This is a genomic window from Winogradskyella pacifica, assembly GCF_003386275.1.
Taxonomy (GTDB): Bacteria; Bacteroidota; Bacteroidia; order Flavobacteriales; family Flavobacteriaceae; genus Winogradskyella; species Winogradskyella pacifica.
This window is the reverse complement of record NZ_QREI01000001.1, coordinates 143199-166684: the sequence shown is the minus strand read 5'-3', so window position 1 is coordinate 166684 and position 23486 is coordinate 143199. Positions and strand designations below refer to the sequence as shown.

The 23486-nt window shown below is 34.1% G+C and carries 22 protein-coding genes; 13 read left to right on the top strand and 9 right to left on the bottom strand.

Annotated elements, in window-relative coordinates; all coding sequences use genetic code 11:
* Window positions 1-146 precede the first annotated feature (146 nt).
* From DFQ09_RS00780 to DFQ09_RS00770, 3 genes are all read left to right on the top strand, one after another.
* Window positions 147-959 (top strand): type 1 glutamine amidotransferase domain-containing protein, encoded by an 813-nt coding sequence (locus tag DFQ09_RS00780; RefSeq protein WP_115807688.1) that lies wholly within the window; start codon window positions 147-149, stop codon window positions 957-959.
* Window positions 960-1352, top strand: coding sequence for an ACT domain-containing protein (locus tag DFQ09_RS00775; RefSeq protein WP_115807687.1), 393 nt, complete (start codon window positions 960-962; stop codon window positions 1350-1352).
* 95 nt (window positions 1353-1447) lie between these two features.
* Complete coding sequence (locus DFQ09_RS00770) at window positions 1448-1774, top strand: DMT family transporter (RefSeq protein ID WP_115807686.1); 327 nt, start codon at window positions 1448-1450, stop codon at window positions 1772-1774.
* Window positions 1775-1954: 180 nt separating this feature from the next.
* Here DFQ09_RS00770 and groL read toward each other — a convergent pair whose 3' ends face one another.
* The 8 genes from groL to miaB all read right to left on the bottom strand — a co-directional run bounded on the left by groL (window position 1955) and on the right by miaB (window position 9698).
* Window positions 1955-3583, bottom strand: a complete 1629-nt coding sequence (groL, locus tag DFQ09_RS00765) for a chaperonin GroEL (protein ID WP_115807685.1) — start codon at window positions 3581-3583, stop codon at window positions 1955-1957.
* A gap of 96 nt (window positions 3584-3679) precedes the next feature.
* Complete coding sequence (locus DFQ09_RS00760) at window positions 3680-3955, bottom strand: co-chaperone GroES (RefSeq protein WP_115807684.1); 276 nt, start codon at window positions 3953-3955, stop codon at window positions 3680-3682.
* A 175-nt stretch (window positions 3956-4130) separates the two neighbouring features.
* Window positions 4131-4463 (bottom strand): preprotein translocase subunit SecG, encoded by a 333-nt coding sequence (secG, locus tag DFQ09_RS00755; protein ID WP_115807683.1) that lies wholly within the window; start codon window positions 4461-4463, stop codon window positions 4131-4133.
* Window position 4464: 1 nt separating this feature from the next.
* Complete coding sequence (locus DFQ09_RS00750; protein ID WP_115807682.1) at window positions 4465-5427, bottom strand: hypothetical protein; 963 nt, start codon at window positions 5425-5427, stop codon at window positions 4465-4467.
* A 3-nt stretch (window positions 5428-5430) separates the two neighbouring features.
* Window positions 5431-5934: an LptE family protein gene (locus tag DFQ09_RS00745; RefSeq protein ID WP_115807681.1), complete on the bottom strand. Its 504-nt coding sequence runs from the start codon at window positions 5932-5934 to the stop codon at window positions 5431-5433.
* Between the two features lie 105 nt (window positions 5935-6039).
* A complete protein-coding gene (locus DFQ09_RS00740; protein ID WP_115807680.1) occupies window positions 6040-7305 on the bottom strand; it encodes a sigma 54-interacting transcriptional regulator in 1266 nt (421 codons plus the stop codon).
* Between the two features lie 2 nt (window positions 7306-7307).
* The gene (locus DFQ09_RS00735; RefSeq protein ID WP_115807679.1) at window positions 7308-8240 is read right to left on the bottom strand and encodes a hypothetical protein; all 933 of its coding nucleotides are present in this window, start codon (window positions 8238-8240) and stop codon (window positions 7308-7310) included.
* A gap of 12 nt (window positions 8241-8252) precedes the next feature.
* Entirely contained in the window at window positions 8253-9698 is a 1446-nt protein-coding gene (gene miaB / locus DFQ09_RS00730; RefSeq protein WP_115807678.1) for a tRNA (N6-isopentenyl adenosine(37)-C2)-methylthiotransferase MiaB, read from the bottom strand.
* Between the two features lie 181 nt (window positions 9699-9879).
* On the opposite strand from miaB, the gene DFQ09_RS00725 reads away from it, so the two are divergent.
* From DFQ09_RS00725 to DFQ09_RS00685, 9 genes are all read left to right on the top strand, one after another.
* Window positions 9880-10677: a hypothetical protein gene (locus DFQ09_RS00725; RefSeq protein WP_115807677.1), complete on the top strand. Its 798-nt coding sequence runs from the start codon at window positions 9880-9882 to the stop codon at window positions 10675-10677.
* A 46-nt stretch (window positions 10678-10723) separates the two neighbouring features.
* On the top strand, window positions 10724-11158 hold the full coding sequence (locus DFQ09_RS00720; RefSeq protein ID WP_147298302.1) for a hypothetical protein: 435 nt from the start codon (window positions 10724-10726) through the stop codon (window positions 11156-11158).
* Window positions 11159-11319: 161 nt separating this feature from the next.
* Window positions 11320-13863, top strand: coding sequence for a type I DNA topoisomerase (topA, locus tag DFQ09_RS00715; protein WP_115807675.1), 2544 nt, complete (start codon window positions 11320-11322; stop codon window positions 13861-13863).
* Between the two features lie 6 nt (window positions 13864-13869).
* Window positions 13870-15036, top strand: a complete 1167-nt coding sequence (locus DFQ09_RS00710) for a formimidoylglutamase (protein WP_115807674.1) — start codon at window positions 13870-13872, stop codon at window positions 15034-15036.
* A 165-nt stretch (window positions 15037-15201) separates the two neighbouring features.
* Window positions 15202-16548 (top strand): type IX secretion system lipoprotein PorK/GldK, encoded by a 1347-nt coding sequence (gene porK, locus DFQ09_RS00705; RefSeq protein ID WP_449489481.1) that lies wholly within the window; start codon window positions 15202-15204, stop codon window positions 16546-16548.
* An 89-nt stretch (window positions 16549-16637) separates the two neighbouring features.
* Complete coding sequence (porL, locus tag DFQ09_RS00700; RefSeq protein ID WP_040757182.1) at window positions 16638-17273, top strand: type IX secretion system motor protein PorL/GldL; 636 nt, start codon at window positions 16638-16640, stop codon at window positions 17271-17273.
* 45 nt (window positions 17274-17318) lie between these two features.
* A complete protein-coding gene (gene porM / locus DFQ09_RS00695; RefSeq protein ID WP_115807672.1) occupies window positions 17319-18893 on the top strand; it encodes a type IX secretion system motor protein PorM/GldM in 1575 nt (524 codons plus the stop codon).
* A 63-nt stretch (window positions 18894-18956) separates the two neighbouring features.
* Window positions 18957-19868 carry a type IX secretion system ring subunit PorN/GldN gene (gene porN, locus DFQ09_RS00690; protein ID WP_115807671.1) on the top strand — a complete coding sequence of 304 codons (912 nt, stop codon included), beginning with the start codon at window positions 18957-18959 and terminating at the stop codon, window positions 19866-19868.
* 122 nt (window positions 19869-19990) lie between these two features.
* Window positions 19991-21034 (top strand): NAD(P)/FAD-dependent oxidoreductase, encoded by a 1044-nt coding sequence (locus DFQ09_RS00685; RefSeq protein WP_115807670.1) that lies wholly within the window; start codon window positions 19991-19993, stop codon window positions 21032-21034.
* On the opposite strand, the gene DFQ09_RS00680 is transcribed toward DFQ09_RS00685, so the two are convergent.
* Entirely contained in the window at window positions 21035-21442 is a 408-nt protein-coding gene (locus DFQ09_RS00680; protein ID WP_115807669.1) for a DUF983 domain-containing protein, read from the bottom strand.
* A gap of 112 nt (window positions 21443-21554) precedes the next feature.
* On the opposite strand from DFQ09_RS00680, the gene DFQ09_RS00675 reads away from it, so the two are divergent.
* Window positions 21555-23462, top strand: a complete 1908-nt coding sequence (locus tag DFQ09_RS00675; RefSeq protein WP_115807668.1) for an ABC-F family ATP-binding cassette domain-containing protein — start codon at window positions 21555-21557, stop codon at window positions 23460-23462.
* Window positions 23463-23486: the final 24 nt, after the last annotated feature.

Here is a 23486-nt window from a genome sequence, read left to right as displayed (position 1 = left end):
TGTCGTTTTTATCATTTGTTAAATGGTTTCTCCAAAATGTTTAGGAATTTTGCCCTCTGATATTGTTCTTCATTGGAGGCTGTAAAATTGTTTTAGCTTCTAAGAAATGAGAATAATCTAAAACTAATTTTAAAATATACTTAGAGATGTCAAATTCGATAAAAATTAAAACGTCACTTATTCTACTCTTATTTGCTGCTCTTCTTGTGGGCTGTGATAATAGTGAAACCAATGTGGATAATTCAACTGTAAAAACAGAAACTAAAGCATTAAAAAAGATATTATTTGTAGTAACAAGTCACAGTGAAAAAGGAAACACAGGAGAGAAAACAGGTTATTATCTAGGAGAAGTTTCGCATCCATGGGATGTGTTACATACTGCGGGTTATGAAATCGATTTTGTAAGTCCGAAAGGTGGAAAAGCACCTGTAGATGCTTTTGATATGACAGATTCTATTAATAAGAAATTTTGGGATAACGATATATACCGCCATAAAATTGAAAACACTAAAACACCGAATGAAGTAAATCCAGGTGATTATGTTGCCATTCATTATGCAGGTGGTCATGGAGCCATGTGGGATTTTGCCGATAATACCGAAATAGCTGAAATTGCAGCGCAGATCTATGAAAACAATGGAGTAGTTAGTGCGGTATGTCATGGTCCTGCTGGCTTAGTGAATATTAAATTAAGCAACGGATCTTATCTTGTTGATGGTAAAAATGTAAATGCGTTTACAAATGAAGAAGAAGTTAAAGTAAAACTAGAAGATGTCGTTCCGTTTTTACTAGAAGATCAATTAATAGCGCGTGGTGCTATTTTCGAAAAATCAGAACCTTTTACTGAGCACGTGGTTACGGATCAACGATTAGTTACCGGACAAAACCCACAATCTGCTCATGGTGTTGGTCAGGCGACCTTAAAAGAGTTACAAAGACTAACTAAAAGCAAGAAGTAAATGAGTGGAGAGAAAAATTTAGAAATGCTTTTAAAATCAATGAAACCAAAGCACAATTTAGGCGATTTTGTATTTTGTAAAACAGAACATTTGGATCAAATAAATTTAAGCCAAGTTGTAATGACTTTTAAAGAAGAGGAAAGCACTACTATTATCCTCAAAAAAGAAATTGCAGACCAATTACATTTAGATTATTCTTATGTGGCGTCTTGGATAACACTTACTGTGCATTCTTCGTTGGAGGCTGTTGGTTTAACAGCCGCATTTTCAAACGCATTATCTGAAAATGGAATTAGTTGTAATGTTGTCGCGGCTTATTATCACGATCATATTTTTGTAGATAAAAAAGATACAGACAAAGCTATGGAAGTTTTGAATGCATTTTCTAAATAATGCATTCAGTGTAGATATCACTGTTTATAAAACGTTTGCTTTAATACTGAAGCATACCATGATTTAAAATTACCACACCAAATAAATAATAACGAATGAATTGGATACTACTAATAATTGCAGGACTTTTTGAAGTGGCCTTTGCAGCTTGTTTAGGAAAAGCTAAAGAAGCGACAGGAAATGAATCAACCTATTGGTATATCGGTTTCTTGGTTTGCTTAGTAGTAAGTATGCTGCTTCTTATAAAAGTGACACAAGTATTACCTATTGGCACAGCATATGCCGTTTGGACAGGTATTGGTGCTGTGGGAACTGTATTAGTTGGTATTTTTGTTTTTAAAGAACCAGCAACAGTGTGGAGATTATTTTTTATTTCAACATTAATTATCTCAATAGTTGGGCTAAAGGTGGTTTCGCATTAGGCAGATTAATGTGAGTATTAATGCTTTTAAATTTATTTTAAAGATGCATCAATCGCGTCAATAAGATTTCTAAAACCAATCCGTTTATTCTAAAACAAAAGCCTTTGATTCTCATCAAAGGCTTTTTAGTATTTGTAACTGACCTAAGTCAATAATTTATTTGTAGAGATAACATATCTACTACATCATGCCAGGCATACCGCCTCCGCCCATTGGCATAGCAGGTGCATCTTCTTTAATGTCTACTAAAGCACATTCGGTCGTTAAGATCATGCCAGCTACAGAAGCGGCATTTTCTAAAGCGATACGAGTTACTTTCTTAGGATCAATAATTCCAGCTTTAAGCATATCTACATAAGTTTCAGTTTTAGCATCGTAACCAAAGTCTTTTTTGCCTTCTAAAACTTTATTGATAACTACAGAACCTTCACCGCCAGCATTTTCTACGATTGTTCTTAATGGAGACTCAATCGCTTTATTTACGATTTGTACACCAGTTGTTTCGTCTATATTCTCAGTAGTAATTTTTTCTAAACATTTCTTAGCTCTCACTAAAGCAACTCCACCACCAGCAACAATACCTTCTTCTACAGCAGCACGTGTAGCATGTAAAGCGTCATCAACTCTGTCTTTCTTTTCTTTCATTTCTACTTCAGAAGCAGCACCTACATAAAGTACAGCAACTCCACCAGCTAACTTAGCTAAACGTTCTTGAAGTTTTTCTTTATCGTAGTCAGAAGTCGTTGTTTCTATCTGAGCCTTAATTTGATTAACTCTCGCTTTAATATCATTAGCTTTACCTGCACCATTAACGATAGTTGTGTTGTCTTTATCAATAGTTACAGTTTCAGCTGTACCTAACATTGTAAGATCTGCATTCTCTAAAGAGAAACCTCTTTCTTCAGAAATAACAACACCACCTGTAAGGATAGCGATGTCCTCTAACATTGCTTTACGTCTATCACCAAAACCTGGTGCTTTTACAGCAGCGATTTTAAGTCCACCACGTAATTTGTTAACTACTAAAGTAGCTAGTGCTTGTCCGTCAACATCTTCTGCGATGATTAATAATGGACGTCCAGATTGTGCAACTGGTTCTAATATTGGAAGAATTTCTTGTAAGTTAGAAATTTTCTTATCGAATAATAAAATGTATGGATTCTCTAAATCAGCAATCATTTTATCAGCATCAGTAACAAAGTACGGAGATAAGTAACCTCTGTCAAACTGCATACCTTCAACAACGTCAACGTAAGTTTCCATTCCTTTAGCTTCCTCAACAGTAATTACACCTTCTTTACCAACTTTAGCGAAAGCTTTAGCGATTAAATCGCCAATAGTATCGTCATTGTTTGCAGAAATTGCAGCAACTTGTTTGATTTTATCAGAATCGCTACCTACTTTTTGAGCTTGTTTTTCTAAATCTTTAACAATTGCCTCAACAGCTTTGTCAATACCACGTTTTAAATCCATAGGATTTGCGCCAGCAGCAACGTTTTTAAGACCTTCTTTTACAATTGCTTGAGCCAATACGGTTGCAGTTGTTGTACCATCACCAGCTAAATCGTTAGTTTTAGAAGCAACTTCTTTTACCATTTGCGCTCCCATGTTCTCAAGCTCGTCTTCTAACTCAATCTCTTTTGCTACAGAAACACCATCTTTAGTCACCTGTGGTGCACCAAATGATCTTCCGATAATTACATTACGACCTTTTGGTCCTAACGTTACTTTTACAGCGTTTGCTAATGCATCAACACCACGTTTTAGTCCGTCGCGTGCTTCAATATCAAATTTTATATGTTTTGCCATTTCTATTTTAGGTTTTAGCCATTAGCTTTTGGCTTTTGGCTGCGTTTTAATTTTAAATTTTTGTGCTATAGCGAAAAGCCAATAGCGAAAAGCAATTTAAACAATCGCAAGAATATCACTCTCACGCATCATTAAATAATCTTTACCTTCTAACTTAAGTTCAGTTCCTCCGTATTTCCCATAAAGTACAGTGTCTCCAACTTTAACCGTTAAAGGTTCGTCTTTTGTACCATTACCGATGGCAACAACAGTTCCTCTTTGTGGTTTTTCTTTTGCATTATCTGGAATAATAATACCTGAAGCCGTTTTCGTTTCAGCTTCCTTTGGTTCTACAAGAACACGGTCTGCTAATGGTTTAATGTTTAAGCCCATTTGTTATATGTTTTTTTGTTATTTAATTAATAATATTACGCTTTAGCGTAGTTCGAAAATTATGCCAAGACACAAAATCTGACAAAGTTTCAGACCCATCTGCCGAAAAGTTTTTAAATAAAAAAAGCCAACTTAAAAAGTTGGCTTAATGTATTTGGTAATAATAAGTTTTGTATTATTCGCCAGATGTAGTATCTGTTGCAGGTGCAGTTGGTACTACAGGCATTTCAGTAGCATCGTCAGCATCGTAAGCTTTAGATTCCGCAGAACCACCAGAACTGATAGTTAAATTAGAAGCTAAGATTAAAATAATTAATCCGGTAGCTAAGAACCATGTACTCTTATCTAAAAAGTCACCAGTTTTTTTAACACCTCCCATTTGTTGGGTGCCTCCACCACCAAAAGATGATGATAACCCTCCACCTTTAGGGTTTTGTACCATAATTACTACAACAAGTAAAAAAGCTACGATTACGATTAGGACTAAAAATATTGAAAATGCACTCATTTTATATGGTATTATTATCTTTTAATTCTTTCACCAATTTTATTTGGTGTGCAAAGAAACTACTTTTTTCTGGATATTTCAAACTTAAAATTTTGTAAGATTGAATTGCTTTATCATAATTTTTTTGTTCGAGATAAATTCGTGCCAAAGTTTCAGTCATTAAACTATCAGAAACGGGGTTGTCATTGTTAACTAACTTTGGTTTTGGTGAATTGCTAGAAACGGGTTTTATCTTTGGATTTTCGCTTATAAACTTATCTATAATAGCAAGTTTTTTCTGAAGAGGAGATAGGCTTTCTTGTTCAGGCAGCTCTGTTTCAACGTTGTTTTTGGTTACAGGTTTAACGTCGTTTTTAGTCTCGTCTTCAACTTCGTTGCGAACTATAGGTTTGAAACTCGTAATCTTTAACCACTCTGTAAATGAATGATTTTCAGTTTTATTAAACTCTAAAGGTGTACCAATTTTAAGCTCCTTTTCTGCGGTGATATTTTTAACATCAACAGCGATAATGGAATCTTCAATTTTAGCTTCTAACCTAGGTTTTGGCATTGGTTTTACCTCAAATAAACCTGGGTCTAAAACACCTTCTGTAGCTTTAATATGTTCTTTTAAAGCATCATCGATTGTAACACTTTTATTGACTGAAATATCATCTACAGCATTAACCTCAATAGATTTGATATACTCTGTGTTTTGTTTAATCTGTTCAGATATTTCATTTTGATTGAAAATGTCTGAAGTAATATAATCAAACAACACACTGCGATCAGTGGTGTGGGCAGCTGTGATTTTTAACGCGTTATTGTACTTGTAACTCTCTTTTTGTTTTAATCCTTTAAGGTATAAAGCTCTTAAGGATTGAAAATAAGGATATTCTTTTATGGCAGAAGAGAGTAGTTCGGTTTGAGCTGCTGTAACCGCTTCTGGATGTTGTAATAAATATGTTATATCTTGAAGCTGCATAGTTTACCAGTCTGCTAAAGAAGCATTAAGAATATCTTGTGTTAAACGTTCTAATATTTCGTCGAAGGCGGTATCCTTTATACCACCTGAAAGTTGTTCGCTGGCACCATAATCATAAAAGAAAGAGAATGTGCGTTCAAAATCTTTTTCTTCATCTTTTGTATTAATATAGCGCACTCTAACACCAATAGTTAATCGGTTTTGTGCAGCTGTATTTTCGGCCGTAGCGGTCATTGGTGCAATACGGTATTCTACGATCTCTCCTTCATAAATAACTTCACCCCCTGAATTTACTAATTGTGCACTGGTTTGATTTACAATAAGATCTTGAAGGGCATTTGTGAATAATTGATCTAAACCAGGTTCTACCAAATCCGCATTATTTTGAAAGAAATTAACTTGAAACGTTTCTGGTGTTTCTGTAATTCCTGTAAACGAATAATTAACCTTACAACCGTAGCATGCAAGGCAAATAGCAACGATGAAAATATATTTTAATGAATTCATTTAAATTGTGTTTGTTTCTTATTGATGAGGTTTTTGGCTCGTTAATCCGTTTTTAGTAAACGACTTATGGATTAAGAATATTTCTATAGTTCTCCTAAATTTATCTTAAAGATCAAATTGTTTGATTTTTCTGTAGAGTGTTCGCTCGCTTATACCTAATTCTGCTGCTGCTAATTTGCGTTTTCCACCATGACGTTCTAAGGATTTTTTAATCAATTCTAATTCTTTGTCATGTAAAGACAGCGTTTCCTCTTCTTCAATTTCTTCAGCAAAATGATATTTATCTTCGGTTTCTGAAGCCACACTCTCATTTACGTCAGAATGTTCTGCAAGAGATAACACCTCTAAATCTTCAACGGCTGCTTCAAATTCTTCATCTTTTTCCTCACCATAAATTTTCTGAATTAAATGTTCGTTGTCTTTTTGAACATCAGAATCACTTCCTTTTTTCATGAGTTCCATGGTCAGCTTTTTAAGATCGTTTAGATCGCTCTTCATGTCAAATAAGACTTTATATAAAATCTCACGCTCACTACTAAAATCACTTTCTGATTTAGAATTTTTAACTACAGCTGGTAAGTTGCTGCCTATACTTGGTAAATAGTTCTGAATTGTAATACCATCGATAGTACGGGTTTGCTCTAAAACGGAAACCTGTTCTGCAACATTTCGTAATTGTCTAATATTACCATTCCACCTATACTTTACTAACAAATTAACAGCATCGTCAGTTAATTTAATTGTTGGCATTTTATATTTTAAGGCGAAATCACTAGCAAATTTTCTGAATAATAGGTGAATATCTTCTTTTCGATCTCTTAAAGGTGGCAAGTTGATTTCTATAGTACTCAGTCTGTAATATAAATCTTCTCTGAACTTCTCTTTTTTAATAGCGTCAAACATATTAACGTTTGTAGCCGCTACAATCCTTACATTAGTTTTTTGAACCTTACTAGAACCTACTTTTATAAATTCGCCATTTTCTAAAACACGAAGCAAGCGTACTTGCGTAGTTAATGGTAATTCTCCAACTTCATCTAAAAAAATAGTCCCTTCATCTGCAACTTCAAAATAGCCTGAACGCGTTGCTGTGGCTCCTGTAAAAGCTCCTTTTTCGTGCCCGAATAATTCACTGTCAATAGTGCCTTCTGGGATAGCACCACAGTTAACAGCAATATATTTGCCATGCTTTCTATGTGATAATTGATGAATAATTTTAGGAATACTTTCTTTACCTACACCGCTTTCTCCAGTCACTAAAACTGAAATATCCGTAGGCGATACTTGAATTGCTTTTTCTATGGAGCGATTAAGTTTTGTATCGTTTCCTATAATACCGAAACGTTGCTTTATAGCTTGAATTGATTCCATAATTAATTTACGTATGAAAATCTTTCGTTGAATTCAAATGATAACTCAGGTCCAAAATCATAAGCGATATCTCTACTTACTATTCGTCCTGCAGAATTGTATTCTAAATCAAAATTGAATGCAGTACCACTGAAAGTAGCACCATTCCAATTATTTGTAGAAAGAAATTGTGCTATTTGACCACCGATTTCATCAGAATAATCATCCTTTAAGAAAGTTAAAATATAATTGTCTTCGTAAATGACTTGCAAAGGGTTTGTTTCGTTGTCAAACTGATAAGTGGTGTTGCTTTGTGTTTCACCAGTTGTTGTGCTGCTTGTAATATTACCTGCTGCATTGTACGATACGGTTTCAACCTGAATAGAAAAATCACCATCAAAGGATTCTTTCTTAATAACACGGTCAGAACCATCAACGGTAAATTGCGTAGAAATAGTAGAACCAACTTCTGTTCTTGTAATTATGTTTCCGTCGTAAGTGAAATTGTAGTTATAATCGTCTTCGTCATCTCCGTAATACTCATAAGTGATATTAGATACTACGCCATTTATGTAGGTTATTACAGTTTCGTTAGTAGTTGCCCCTGATGAATTCACAGATTTATCGTTAATAATTTGTCCAGAGCTATTACGCGTAATGATAAGATTTTCGGTTTCAAACGGACTGCCTTCTGCAGATAACGCATTAGTACCAGATATAATTTTATCGTTAGCAATGTTGAAATCTGAATTGGTGATTGTTTCAATAGGAATACCAAAAAACACTAAATTAATCTGCGTGTCTAGCTCGTAAGTAGACATCGTTAAGTCTGCACTCTCGCTACCGCTACCACCTCCTTGACTACCACCTCCTTGAGTGTAAGCAGGATCTAATGGTTCTACATCACAAGAGGTTATAAGAGTTAACGTGAATAATGCTAAGGCTAATTTCTTCATTTGTTTTTTTTATTAATTGTTCTTAGAATAGTCAATAGCTTTTCCAATAAGCGTTGCACTTGTGCAATCTGTTATAAGTACATTAACTAAATCACCCACTTTATAATGTTCTTTAGGGAAAACGGCAACAGTATTGTCTGAAGTTCTTCCAGACCATTGCAAATCTGATTTTTTAGATGCTTTTTCTATTAAAATTTCTACTGTTTTATTGAGATGCGCTCGGGTATTAATTTCGCTATACTTTCGTTCTAATAGAATAATTTCCTTTAGACGACGTTTTTTAATAGTTTCGGGTACATCATCTTCCATTTTACGACCAGCCAAGGTTCCAGGGCGTTCAGAATAGGTAAACATATAACCAAAGTTGTACTTTACATATTCCATTAAAGATAAGGTGTCTTGATGATCTTCTTCCGTTTCTGTTGGAAAACCAGCGATTAAATCGACGCTTATTGCACATTCAGGAATGATACGTTTAATGTTATCAATAATCTCAAAGTACTCTTCGCGTGTATGCAAACGATTCATTTCTTTTAAAATACGATCGCTTCCACTTTGTACTGGCAAGTGAATATGATTACAAATGTTATCGTATTTCGCCATGGTTTCAATAACATCCATGGTAAAATCTTGCGGATTAGATGTTGAAAATCGAATTCGCATTTTTGGTTGTGCTTTAGCGCATAACTCTAAGAGATTAGCAAAGTTTACAGCAGTTGCTTTCTGAAGTTCTGAAGCATTGTTAAAATCCTTTTTCAGGCCACCACCATACCATAGATAACTATCAACATTCTGTCCTAAAAGCGTAATTTCTTTAAAGCCTTTAGTCCATAGGTCGTTTACTTCTTCAATAATACTTTGTGGATCTCTACTACGTTCTCTTCCGCGTGTAAACGGTACAACACAGAAGGTACACATATTATCACAACCACGAGTAATAGAAACGAAAGCCGTAATACCATTACTGTTTAATCTAACAGGTGAAATATCTCCGTAGGTTTCTTCTTTAGAAAGGATAACGTTAATAGCATCTCTTCCTTCTTCAACTTCGGCAAGCAAATTAGGTAAATCTTTGTAAGCATCAGGGCCAACAACTAAATCTACAATTTTTTCTTCCTCTAAGAATTTAGTTTTTAGGCGTTCTGCCATGCAACCTAAAACCCCAACTTTCATTTTTGGGTTTATGCGTTTTACGGCATTATATTCTTGTAATCGTTTTCTAACAGTTTGTTCAGCTTTGTCCCTAATAGAACAGGTGTTTACTAAAACAAGATCTGCTTCTTCAAGGATTTTTGTGGTATTAAAACCTTGCTCAGACAGAATAGAGGCTACAATTTCGCTATCGCTAAAATTCATAGCGCAGCCATAACTCTCAATAAATAATTTGCGTTGGTTACCTTCTTTCTTGTCTATGATTAAGGTTTCCCCTTGTTTGTTTTCGTCTATAATTTTTTCCATCAGCTGTAGTGAATACTTCAATTCTCAATAAGTATGCAAAGGTAATATTATTTTATAGATTATGACAAAGTGGCAGTCATAATGTTTAATTATTATATTTAAACGGTGTTTAGAGTAGTGTTTTTCTTGAATATCTAATAAAAATAGATTTCTTTTGGCGAACTAAATCACAAGACTAAAAATGAACAGTACAGAAATTAAAAGCAAAATTCAAAACGCGAAAGCACTAGATTTTGGAATTATCTTTAATCAATCCATAGAATTATTTAAAAAAGTTTGGGTACAAGGATTGGTAATGTTATTACTAAATATTGTTTTGGCAGTACCTGTAATAATGATTGTTTATATACCCTTGCTGTTTTTTGGTTTTGCTAATGCTTTAACTGTTAGTGATAGTTATGACTCATATGGGGCTTATGGGGACTCCGGAATGGGGTTTGCTTTTGGATTGGTGTTTTTTGTAGTTTATATTTTTCTCATTGTAGCTATGAGTGCAATTGGACTTGGTTTAAAAGCTGCCTTTTATAGAATATGTAAATTCAAAGATTTAGAGCAATCAGGGAAAGAAGACTATTTCTATTTCTTCAAAAAACCGTATTTAGGTAAAACGATTAAGCTGGGGGTTGCATTTACGGGTATTGCCCTTTTAGCAACGCTATTGTGTTTCCTTCTTATAATATATGCAGTCGTTCCTTTGTCTTTTATTGTTGTTATTTATGCTTTTAATCCTGATTTATCAGTTTCTGAAATTATTGGATTAGGTTTTGATCTTGGTAATAATAAATGGTTAATTTCATTTGGGTTAATGTTTGTAACCGGATTTTTAGCCATGATAGTAGGATTCTTAATGTGTGGACTTGGGGTGTATGTTACTTCTTCATTTGGTTACTTGCCTTCGTATTTTATATATAAAGATGTTGTTGGCTTTGATGAAGAGGATGATCAAATGCGACGAATTGAACAATTGTCTACATTTTAACGCAACCCTTTAATCCGTTTTACATCTATACAATAAACATACTCTTATGAAACTTAGTAAAGTTATAATGTTTTCGTTGACCTCAATGTTATTGATGAATTTTCAATGCAATGAAGATGATGTAGTGCTATTACCATGTGGATTAGAAGTCGTAAGCAATAATGAAGCCTATGAAACAGCAGAGTCTGATAATTTTGGTGTGTTAAATGTTGATTTGAGTGGTGATTGTTTAACAGTTGATGTGACCACTAGTGGTTGTGATAGTAACGATTGGGTGTTAACATTAATAGATTCAGGGAATATTGCCGAATCCATGCCGCCTCAGCGTTATTTAAAATTGACACTTTTTAATAATCAAGTTTGCTTAGTAGTGCTTGAGAAAGCTGAGACTTTTCATTTGTCTTCATTACGAGTCGATGGAACCAATGAGGTTTTGTTAAATATTGAAGGTTTACCAGAATCCGTTTTATATGCCTACTAATTAAGATTTGAAAATTTTTATAAATCGAAGAAGCCTTATAATTTGTAGGGCTTCTTCTGTTTTTTATAACATTTTAATCACGATAAAATGTATGGTATTTACGACCAAATTAGGATTGTAACTTAATTTTCATATACATTTGTAAACGCAAAAATTTAAGAATGTCAAAGAATCTCGTTATTGTTGAGTCACCTGCAAAGGCTAAAACTATTGAAAAATTTTTAGGAAAAGATTTTAAAGTAGAGTCCAGTTTTGGACACATTGCAGATCTACCTTCAAAAGAATTAGGAGTGGATGTAGAAGGAGACTTTATGCCTAAGTATCAGGTTTCTAAAGATAAGAAAGATGTCGTTAAGAAATTAAAAGAATTAGCAAAGAAAGCAGATATTGTTTGGTTAGCAAGTGATGAGGATCGCGAGGGAGAAGCAATTGCTTGGCATTTAGCCGAAACTTTAAAATTAGATAAGGAAAAGACGAAACGTATTGTATTCCATGAGATTACAAAAACGGCGATACATAAAGCGATAGAGAATCCAAGAAGTATTGATTATAACTTAGTAGATGCCCAACAGGCAAGACGTGTTTTAGACCGTATTGTAGGTTATGAATTATCTCCTGTATTATGGAGAAAAGTAAAAGGTGGGTTATCTGCAGGTAGAGTACAATCGGTTTCAGTTCGTTTAATTGTAGAGCGCGAACGCGATGTGCAAGGGTTTAAAACAACCGCATCTTATAGAATAGATGCTGAGTTTACAAACGAAGACGGAAATTCATTCAAAGCAAAACTGCCTAAGAATTTTGATTCTGAAAAGGAAGCATTAAAATTCCTAAATGATAATATGGGTGCTTCATATGAAGTTTCAGACCTTCAAAAGAAGCCCGCTAAAAAATCACCCGCCGCGCCATTTACAACATCAACACTTCAGCAAGAAGCGTCTCGTAAGCTAGGCTATTCTGTTAGTAGAACGATGACCAATGCTCAACGTTTGTACGAAGCTGGTTATATCACCTATATGAGAACAGATAGTGTAAACTTATCTGATGAAGCTAAAAAAGGAGCAGAAAACGAAATTACTTCGGCTTACGGTTCTAAATTTAGTAATCCAAAAAATTACAAAGGGAAATCTAAAGGAGCGCAAGAAGCTCACGAAGCTATACGACCAACAGATTTTTCAAATCACACCGTTAGTGCAGAACGCGACCAAGCACGGTTATACGATTTAATCTGGAAACGTGCTATTGCCTCTCAGATGAGTGATGCTAGATTAGAAAGAACTAATCTTAAAATTCAAATCAATTCTAAAAATAAAATTAGCGAACAATTCACAGCTAATGGAGAAATCATCACGTTTGAAGGGTTTCTAAAAGTATATTTAGAAGGAACAGATGATGAAGACGCAGAACAAGAAGGAATTTTACCAGATTTAAAAGTTGGTGAACCTCTTAAAAATAAATACATCACAGCAACTGAGCGTTTCACAAGACCGCCTGCAAGATTCACAGAAGCTTCATTAGTGAAGCAATTGGAAGAGCTAGGAATTGGTCGTCCGTCTACTTACGCACCAACTATTTCTACAATTCAAAATAGAAACTACGTAGAAAAAGGAACGAATGAAGGTGATGAAAGAAGCTACAAACAATTAGTATTCGAAAATCAAACGATTAAAGATAACACGCTTTCAGAGCAAACAGGTTCTAATAAAGGGAAATTGGTGCCTACAGATATTGGTATTATTGTTACCGATTTCTTAGTTAACCATTTTGAAAGTATTTTAGATTATAACTTTACAGCAAGAGTAGAAGATCGTTTTGATGATATTGCTGAAGGTAAGGAAGATTGGCGTGAAATGATGAAGGATTTCTACAAAGGCTTTCATCCACAAGTCGAAGATGTACAGGAAAATGCAGAACGAGAATCTGGAGAACGGGAATTAGGTATCGATCCAAAAACAGGACGAACAGTTTTAGTACGACTTGGTAAATTTGGACCATTAGTACAGTTGGGTAAACCTGACGATGAAGAAGAGCCTCAGTATGCAAGTTTATCACCAGATCAACAATTAGGTTCTATAACTTTTGAAGAGGCTATGGACTTGTTTAAGCTTCCAAAAGCATTAGGTCATTATAAAGACGAGGAAGTTGAGGTTAATAACGGACGATTTGGACCATATGTAAAGTTTGGTAAAAAATTCGTGTCATTACCAAAAGGTGTTGATCCATTGAGTGTAGAGATGGACGAGGCTTTAATATATATTAAGGAGAAAGAAAAAGCAGATGCTCCTATATATATGTATAAAGATATAGAAGTTACAAAAGGAAAAGGGCGTTTTGGACCATTCATAAAATGGAACAATATGTTTATTAATGTGAATAAAAAATACGATTGGGATAATTTATCAGAAGACGATATCATTACTTTGATTGAAGAAAAAATTCAAAAGGAAATTGATAAGGTCATCCATAATTGGGAAGATGAAGGAGTAAGAGTAGAGAAAGCAAGATGGGGAAGGCACAACATTATAAAAGGCAAGCAAAAAGTAGAGTTGGCCAAAACGGTAGATGTGACTAAAATGACTTTAGAGAAAGCGCAAGAGATTCTCGAAAAAAACGCACCTAAAAAGAAGGTTGCAAAAAAGAAAGCCCCTAAGAAAACGGCGACGAAGAAAACTGCAACAAAGAAGAAAGCTACAACTAAAAAGAAATAATTGGATATGAATTTTAATTTCCTTACGCCTGTATCAGATGCGGTTTTAGCTCATAATGAACTAATAGCGCAACAAGCGCTAGGGAAAAAAATTAAGGTACATTCGCGTCAAAACGGTGTTCCAGATTTGGAAAACGTACAAATGGCGATTATTGGAGTTCAAGAAAATAGAAATGACGTCAATTTTATTGGTGCTCATGTTAATTTTGACTCTATTCGTAAAACACTCTACACGTTGTTTCCGGGTAACTGGCATACAACATTAGCGGATCTTGGTGATATTGAACCAGGCGAAACGGTTGAAGACACGTATTTTGCAATTCGTACGGCGATATCTGTTTTAGTAGAAAAAAGTATCATTCCTATTGTTTTAGGAGGAAGTCAAGATTTAACTTATGCAAATTATCGTGCTTACGATTCACTCATGCCTATGGTAAATGTGGTAAGTGTGGATAGTAATTTCGATTTGGGTGATGCAAATCTTCCAATTAAGAATAATAGTTACGTAGGTAAAGTCATTGTAGAAGAGCCTTATAATCTATTCAATTATTCTACAATTGGCTACCAAACATATTTTAACTCCCAAGAAGAAATAGATCTTATAGAAAAGTTGTACTTTGAGGCCTACCGTTTAGGTGAAATATCTGGAGACATCAGTAGGGTAGAGCCATTAATGCGAGATGCCCATATTGTATCGGTAGATTTAAAGTCGGTTAGAGCTTCTGAAGTAAGTGAAAATCAGAAGTATTCGCCTAATGGTTTTTCAGGAAAAGAAATTTGTGCCATAAGTAGATATGCTGGTATTAGTAATAAAGTGTCATCATTTGGGGTTTATGAATACCAAGGCTCTAAAAATGATAGCTCAACTTCAATGCTAATAGCACAAATGATATGGTATTTTATTGAAGGTGTAAATTGTAGAGTTAAAGATGACGATTTTAACAATGAAAATCATTATCAAAAATATAATGTTTTGGTAGAAGATGATGAATTAATTTTTTACAAAAGCTTAAAAACAGGTCGTTGGTGGATTGAAATTCCTTTTTTACCAAATGTTAATAATAAATTAAAAAAGCATACGTTATTACCATGCATGCATTCCGATTATGTGCATGCAACTCAAGGTGAAATACCTGAGCGTTGGTATAAGGCTTACCGGAAGAATAGCTTTTAAAATGAACGTTTAATCCGATTTTAACACTTTTTTAATCGATGAAATGCTTATTTTCAGGGTAAAGTGCAAAAAAAAGATAAAAAAAGTTGTTTATTCGGAAATATATAAATATGTTTACGACCTCAAAAATAATAAGGACTAATTTAACCTAGAGTTACTATGAATATTAAGAAGTTTATTTTACTAACCGCAGTACTAGTTATGGTAGCCAGTTGTAATTCTGGAGATCGAGGACAATTGGTTGGTGTACAAGGTAAGAAATGGCATCCAGAAAAGCCCTATGGAATGACATTGGTGCCAGGTGGAGCTTTTATTATGGGTAAATCAGATGATGATTTAGCTGGAGTACAAGACGCGCCAACAAGAACAGCCACAGTTCGTGCATTCTATATGGATGAAACTGAAATTACAAATAGTGAGTACCGTCAGTTTGTAGAGTGGGTAAGAGATTCGACTCTAAGATTAAAATTAGCTGAGATGGCTGACTTAGAAGGGAAAACACCTGGAAGTGGAGATATTGGAGAATTTGCGTATTTAGATGCAAATCCAGAAGATCTTAACGCTTACGAAAGTTACATGGTGAATACCTATGGTAACGAACAAAGAAAAATTAATCGCGATGCAAAGTTGCATTTCAATACGGATGATTATCCAGATGAATTGTATGCTGAAGTGATGGATGGTATGTATTTACCATTAGAAGAATCATATAATGGCCAACGTACTTGGGATGTTAAGCAATTTAAATTCCAGTATACTTACATGGATATTCAAAAAGCAGCAAAGGATAGAGGTTTAAAACGTTCTGAGGTTGTAGTTCAACAAGAAGTTGAGATCTATCCAGATACAACGGCTTGGATTAGAGATTTTGCTTACTCATATAATGAGCCAATGCATAATGATTATTTCTGGCATGATGCTTATGGAGATTACCCAGTAGTTGGTGTATCTTGGAAGCAAGCGCAAGCTTTCTGTCAGTGGAGAACTTTATACCATAATGCAGATAGAAAGAAAAGAGGAAGACAACCTGTAAACTCTTACAGATTGCCATCTGAAGCAGAATGGGAATATGCAGCACGTGGTGGATTGCAAGGTGCAACGTATCCTTGGGGTGGACCTTATACTAAAAACGACAGAGGTTGTTTCATGGCTAACTTTAAACCTTTAAGAGGTGATTATGCAGCCGATCAAGCATTATATACAGTAGAAGCGGATTCTTATGATCCTAACGATTTCAACTTATATAATATGGCGGGTAACGTTTCAGAATGGGTAAACGGTTCTTACGATCCTGCATCTTATGAATTTGCATCATCAATTAATCCAAATGTAAATGATCCTAATAACGCACGTAAAGTCGTTAGAGGTGGTTCTTGGAAAGATGTTGCTTATTTCTTGCAAGTAAGTTCTAGAGATTATGAATATGCTGATTCTGCAAGAAGCTATATCGGATTTAGAACAGTTCAAGATTACATGGGAACTGAAGTAACTAAAAACGCAGCAACAAATTAATTCAAACTTATTAAACTTAACTTAAACCTAATATTAATCCAAAATGAGTATTAACAACCAAGCTCATTTGAAAACAAAAACTTAAAATCATGGCACAAAAGAAATTATCAACAATGAATATGGTCTACGGACTTGGAGCTGCAATCGTAATTGTTGGAGCATTATTCAAAATTCAACACTGGCCTTATGGATCCCTTATCCTTACTATCGGTATGATTGTTGAAGCACTTGTATTTACACTATCAGCATTTGAGAAGCAAGGTGATGACTTAGATTGGTCATTAGTATATCCTGAATTGGCTGGTGGTCAAACATTAGGATCTAAAAAGAAAGCTTTAGAAGAGCCTAAAGATGCAGAAGGTATGTTATCTAAAAAATTAGATAACTTATTAAAAGATGCTAAAATTGATGGTGCGCTTATGGCAAGCTTAGGTGATAGCATTAAAAACTTTGAAGGAGCAGCAAAAGGAATTTCTCCTACAGTTGATTCTATGGCATCTCAAAAGAAATATAGCGAAGAAATGTCTTTAGCAGCAGCTCAAATGGCATCTTTAAATAGTCTTTATAAAGTTCAAGTAGATAGCGCAAATCGTCAAGCTGCTATCAACGAAGAAGCTGTAGAAAATGCAACTAAATTAAAAGAACAAATGCAATCCTTAGCATCTAACCTATCATCTTTAAATGGTGTATATGGTGGTATGTTATCTGCAATGAACAAAAACTAATTGGTTTTTATAATCGAATTATTAATAATTAAAAACTAGTTAGAAATGGCAGGAGGAAAACAGTCCGCAAGGCAAAAAATGATTAACTTGATGTACTTGGTATTTATTGCTATGATGGCAATGAATATGTCTAAAGAAGTACTATCTGCTTTCGGATTAATGGAAGCAAAATTTGCTGATGCTAATGAAGCGACAGGAAATAGAAATGAAGCGATGCTTACAGATTTAAAAACTAAAGGTGAGGAAAAGCCTGAGGAATTTAAAATCCCAGCAGCAAGAGCACAACAAGTGCAAATTGCATCAGATAAATACTTCAAGTTTCTTGAAGGTGTAAAAGTAGATTTACTTAAAGCTGGAGAATATCAAGTTGATCCTAAAACAGGTAATTTACCTTTTGAAGCAATGGATAAAACCGATATTCTTGATGAGGCTTGGTTTACCGGTGATCGTTTAACAAAAGAAGGAGACAAAGTAATGGCTGCTCTTAACGATTATAAAACTGATATTAAGGCCATCTTATCTAAAGATGAAGCTTATAGAGGTGAAAGTGAAACTTTTGAAAAAACGTTTAGCACAGCACAAGAGGTTAATAAGGATGGAAAGAAAATTGATTGGTTAAATTATAACTTTCAAGGTTATCCAGCAATTGCATCTTATACGAAATTAACAGCAATGCAAAATGATGTTAGAGTAACAGAAGCTAACCTTTACAACTTGTTTTTAGGTAATACATTATCAGAAGCTACAACACTAAATAACTACAAAGCAATCGTTTTGGCTGATAAGTCTGCTTTTTTCGCAGGTGAAAAGTTTCAAGGACGTGTTGTTATTGGAAAATATGCAAATGTTCCTCCAACGAAATTAGTAGTACAGGGTAAAGAAGTTGATTTAAAAAATGCAATTGATTCAACAGGAGCAGCAACATTAGATTTTAATGTTGGTAATGTTGGTGAGCATTCAATTGAAGGTGAATTTACATTTATTGAAAATGGTAAAGAATTACCAATTCCAATCGTAGCTAACTATGTTGTAGTACCAAGACCAAACTCTGCAACTATTTCTGCAGATAAGATGAACGTTGTTTATCGTGGTGTTGCTAACCCAATGACAATTTCTTTTGCTGGTGTACCAGATAATAAAGTGTCAGCTAGTGGATCAGGTTTATCTAAAGGTTCTGGTGTTGGAAAATACACTATGAATCCAGGAACAGGTAGAGAGGTTACAATTAATGTATCTGCTACCTTAGATGATGGATCTAGAGTTAGTGATCAACAAACATTCAGAATTAAAGATATTCCAAAACCAACTGGTACTATTTCAGGTCAAGACGGTTTTGTTAAATTACCAAAACGTAACCTAGAAATAGGTACTGTTGGTGCTAAATTAGATGATTTTGTATTCGACTTACCAATTAACGTAACATCGTTCCAAGTAAAAGTACCTGGACAGCCTACTGTTAATGTTGCTGGTACTAAAATGAATGCACAAGCAAAATCTGCAATTGGTAGAGCACGTGCGGGTGATGTTGTTACTATTTTTAATATCAAAGCTAAGATTCAAGGAAATTCTAGCTACCAATTAAAAGGAGTTTCAACAATTACTATTGAGGTAAGTAACTAATAATAGATTGTTTATAGAACAATCATTATTAAAAGAAAATCCCAAATTATAATAAAAAATAAGATGAATTTAAAAAGCTTTTTATGTATAGGATTAGGTGTATTAGCTGCAAACAGTATGTTTGCTCAGGCTAATATCCTAAATGCAAAAATACCAGAAGAAATTGGTATGAAAACTGAAGCACAGTTACTTCTAGATAACGATAAGCCTTTAGAATACGGATATGTCGGAGATAGAGATATTTTATTTTCTAAAATGACTTGGGAAAAGATTGTTTTAGACGAACGTGCCAATTTTCCTTTATACTTTCCTATTGAAGACAATTTAGGTGATGATAGAAAATCATTGTATATGGTGCTAATGCAAAATATCAATGATGGTACTATTCCAAAAGTATATGCAGATGCATATTTTACTGAAGAACGTACTATGGAAGATTTAGCTCCTGCTTTAGTAATGGAACGAATCACAGATGTTGGAATTGATTGGATGAACGCTGAAGGTGTTACTGATACGGCATTAGTGCCAGAAGAATACAAGATTCGTAGAGAAATTGGTCCTGCGGATATTAATTCTTATTTAGTAAAAGGACTTTGGTATTTTGATAAGCGTCAAGGAGAATTAAAGTTTCGTATCTTAGGTATTGCGCCAGCAGCACCAGATGTAAACTTTATTGATTCTGACGATGAGTCAAATAAAGAACCTATCGGTTTATTTTGGGTATTTTTCCCAGAAATCAGAGATATTCTTCATGAAGCGAAAGCTTTCAACAACAAGAATAGCGCTGTACCATTATCTTTCGATCATTTATTAAACAGCAGACGTTTTAGTGGTTCAATCTACAAAGAAGAAAATGTCTACGGTGATAGAGAAGTAAAGGAGTATGTTGCAGAAAATGCATTAATGCAGCTTTTAGAATCAGAACGTATCAAAGATAAGATTAGAAACTTTGAACAAGATATGTGGAGTTACTAGTTAGCTTTAGCATAAAATATATAAACGCTCACTTTTTAAGTGGGCGTTTTTTTTTGTTTTAATATTTTTTTTATCTCTTCTGTAAAGGTTTTTGAAGTCTAGATTTATTTACTTTTGTAATAATGAAAGACGTAGATTATATTATAGTAGGATGTGGCTTAGCAAGCATCGCTTTTTGCGAGCAGTTAAGAGCTCACAATAAAACATTTGTAGTATTTAATGATGACTCTCAGAAGTCTTCTATAGTCGCTGCAGGATTGTATAATCCGGTTATACTAAAGCGTTTTTCAGAGGTATGGAACGCGAAAGAACAATTAGCACTAGCATTACCTCTATATTCTAAAATTGAAACCGAGTTAGATATAAAGATAGATTATAAACTACCAATATTAAGACGTTTCACTTCTATAGAAGAGCAGAATAAGTGGTTTACAGCATCAGACAAACCGTCTTTAGAATCGTATCTCTCACTTCAGCTTATTAAAAATGATAATCCTGAAATTGATGCTCCGTATGGATTTGGTGAAGTATTACATGCCGGACGATTAGATACAGAAAAGCTAATAACCAATTATAAGAATCTTCTAAAAAAGGATGATTGTCTAGAGGAGCTATCGTTCATTCATAATAATATTCAGTTTAAGGACGATGCTATTCATTATGAAAACTTCAAGACAAAACAAATTGTATTTGCTGAAGGTTTTGGCGTAAAACACAATCCGTATTTCAATACCATTCCGCTTACGGGTTCAAAAGGAGAAATATTAACTATTAAAGCTCCAAAGTTAAAGATTAAGTATGCTATAAAGTCTTCTGTATTTGTTATTCCATTAGGTGATGATTTGTATAATGTAGGTTCAACTTACAATAACGATGATAAATCTAATATACCAACAGAATCGGCTAAGGAAGAGTTAATTTCAAAATTAAAGACATTCATAACATGCGATTTCCAAGTTGTGAATCACATTGCAGGAGTTAGACCTACTGTAAAGGATAGACGACCGTTAGTTGGTAGACATCCAAAGCATCATAATCTTTATGTGCTTAATGGATTAGGAACACGTGGTGTTATGATTGCGCCTTACGTCGCTGATAAGCTATTTAAATTTATAGAACATAATGAAAGTTTAGACGCAGAAATTGATGTAAATCGTTTTGAGTAATTAATGCTTTACCTTTTTTACTTCTGATTTTTCAGCTAGTTCTTTATCATAACTCATAAAGAGGTTTATCCAAATATTACGAGATAAACGCATAATTACAGGCATAAATCCAATTAAGGTAGCTATAATTGCAATAAAAGCAATTGTTAAAGACGATCCCAATATGTTGTAGCTAATAATAAATGCAGCTACAGAAAAAGCAATACCAACGGCATAACTTACATACATCGAGCCATAGAAAAAAGAGGGTTCTATTTCGTATTTCGTCTTACAATGAGAGCACGTTTCCTGCATTTTTATAACTTCAGAAAGTGCGTAAGGATTTGTGTTCTGATACATGGATTCTTGATGACATTTTGGACATACACCAAAAAGAATACTATAAAGTTTCATTCCTTTTCTAATCATAACTAAAACCTTTACTTTTGCATTTTTCTAAGACACTGCGAAGATAAAATAATATAACTGATGCACTGTAACAATTGTAACGTAAAACACAATTGTAATATTCAAAAAACTTATGCTAAATATCCATAATCTTTCAATATCATTTCAAGGAGAATATCTTTTTGAAGAAATTACTTTTAAACTCGGTCTTGGTGATCGTATTGGCTTAATTGGCAAAAATGGAGCAGGGAAATCAACAATGCTTCGTATTTTATCTAAAGAACAAGAAGCCGATTCTGGTCAGATTGCTGCCGATAAGGATATGAGAATCGGATTTTTAAAACAAGATATTGATTTCGATTTAGGTAAAACAGTATTAGAAGAATCTTACCAAGCTTTTAAAGAAATTAAAAAGTGTGAAGCACAGCTAGAAGATATTAATACACAATTAGCCGAGCGTACCGATTATGAAAGTGAGACTTATCATCAGTTAATGGTTGATTTGAATGATATTCAACACCAATACGAAATTTTAGGTGGGTATAATTATCAAGGTGAAACGGAGAAAATTCTTCAAGGTTTAGGTTTTAAACGCGAAGATTTTGATAAGCTAACCGATACCTTTTCTGGTGGTTGGAGAATGCGAATTGAATTAGCAAAACTGTTGCTTCAAAATAATGATTTATTACTTTTAGATGAGCCAACTAACCACTTAGATATTGAATCTATTATTTGGTTAGAGAACTTCTTAAAAGGCTACACGGGTGCCGTTGTTATTGTATCTCACGATAAAATGTTTTTAGATAATGTTACCAATCGTACGATTGAAATTTCATTAGGTAGAATCTACGACTACAATAAGCCTTATTCTCAGTTTTTGGTATTGCGTAAGGAAATGAAGATTCAACAATTGGCAGCTCAGAAGAATCAGGAGAAACAAATTCAGCAAACCGAAAAGCTTATTGAAAAATTTAGAGCTAAAGCGTCTAAAGCGACCATGGCACAATCGCTGATTAAAAAATTAGATAAGATAGATCGTATTGAAGTCGATGAAGATGACAATAGTGTAATGTCTTTAAAATTCCCCGTCTCTATTACGCCAGGTAAGGTAGTTGTAGAATTGGAAAATGTGTCTAAACGCTATGGAGACTTGCAAGTATTGCATAATGTGAATTTAGCAGTTCCTAGAGATATTAAAACGGCTTTTGTTGGACAAAACGGACAAGGGAAGTCAACTTTAGCTAAAATTATTGTTGGTGAAATTAAACACGAAGGAAAATTAAATCTAGGACATAATGTTCAAATTGGCTATTTCGCGCAAAACCAAGCAGAGTATTTAGATGGTAATAAAACCGTTTTAGATACGATGATTGATGCGGCAAATGAAACCAATAGAAGTAAGGTTCGTGATATTTTAGGATCGTTCTTATTTAGAGGTGAGGAAGCAGAGAAATACGTAAGAGTACTTTCGGGAGGGGAACGAAACCGTTTAGCTTTGGCTAAGTTATTGTTGCAGCCATTAAACGTCCTTATTATGGATGAGCCAACAAATCACTTAGATATTAAATCTAAAAATGTATTAAAAGAAGCGTTAACGCAATTTGAAGGCACTTTAATTTTAGTATCTCACGATAGAGATTTTCTTCAAGGGTTGACAGACACGGTGTATGAATTTAAAGATCAGAACATCAAGGAATATTTAGGTGATATTGATTTTTACCTAGAACAACGTAATCTCGAAAATTTAAGAGAAGCTGAAAAAAGAACAGTTATAGCAGACAAACCTAAAGAAAGTAATAAACAGAGTTACGAGGATCAAAAGAAATTAAAGTCTTTAAATAATAAGTTGAGCAATATTGAATCTAAAATTAATCAACTTGAAAAAGACATTAAAGCTGATGATTTAAGATTGGCAACGGATTATGATAAAACTGCTTCAGATCCTAAATTTTTTGATGATTATCAGAAAAAGAAGAAGTCTTTGAGTAAATTAATGGAAGATTGGGAGTCCGTTCAGTTTGATCTAGATGCTATTTCTTAAGAATAATTAAGATTTTTTTAACGG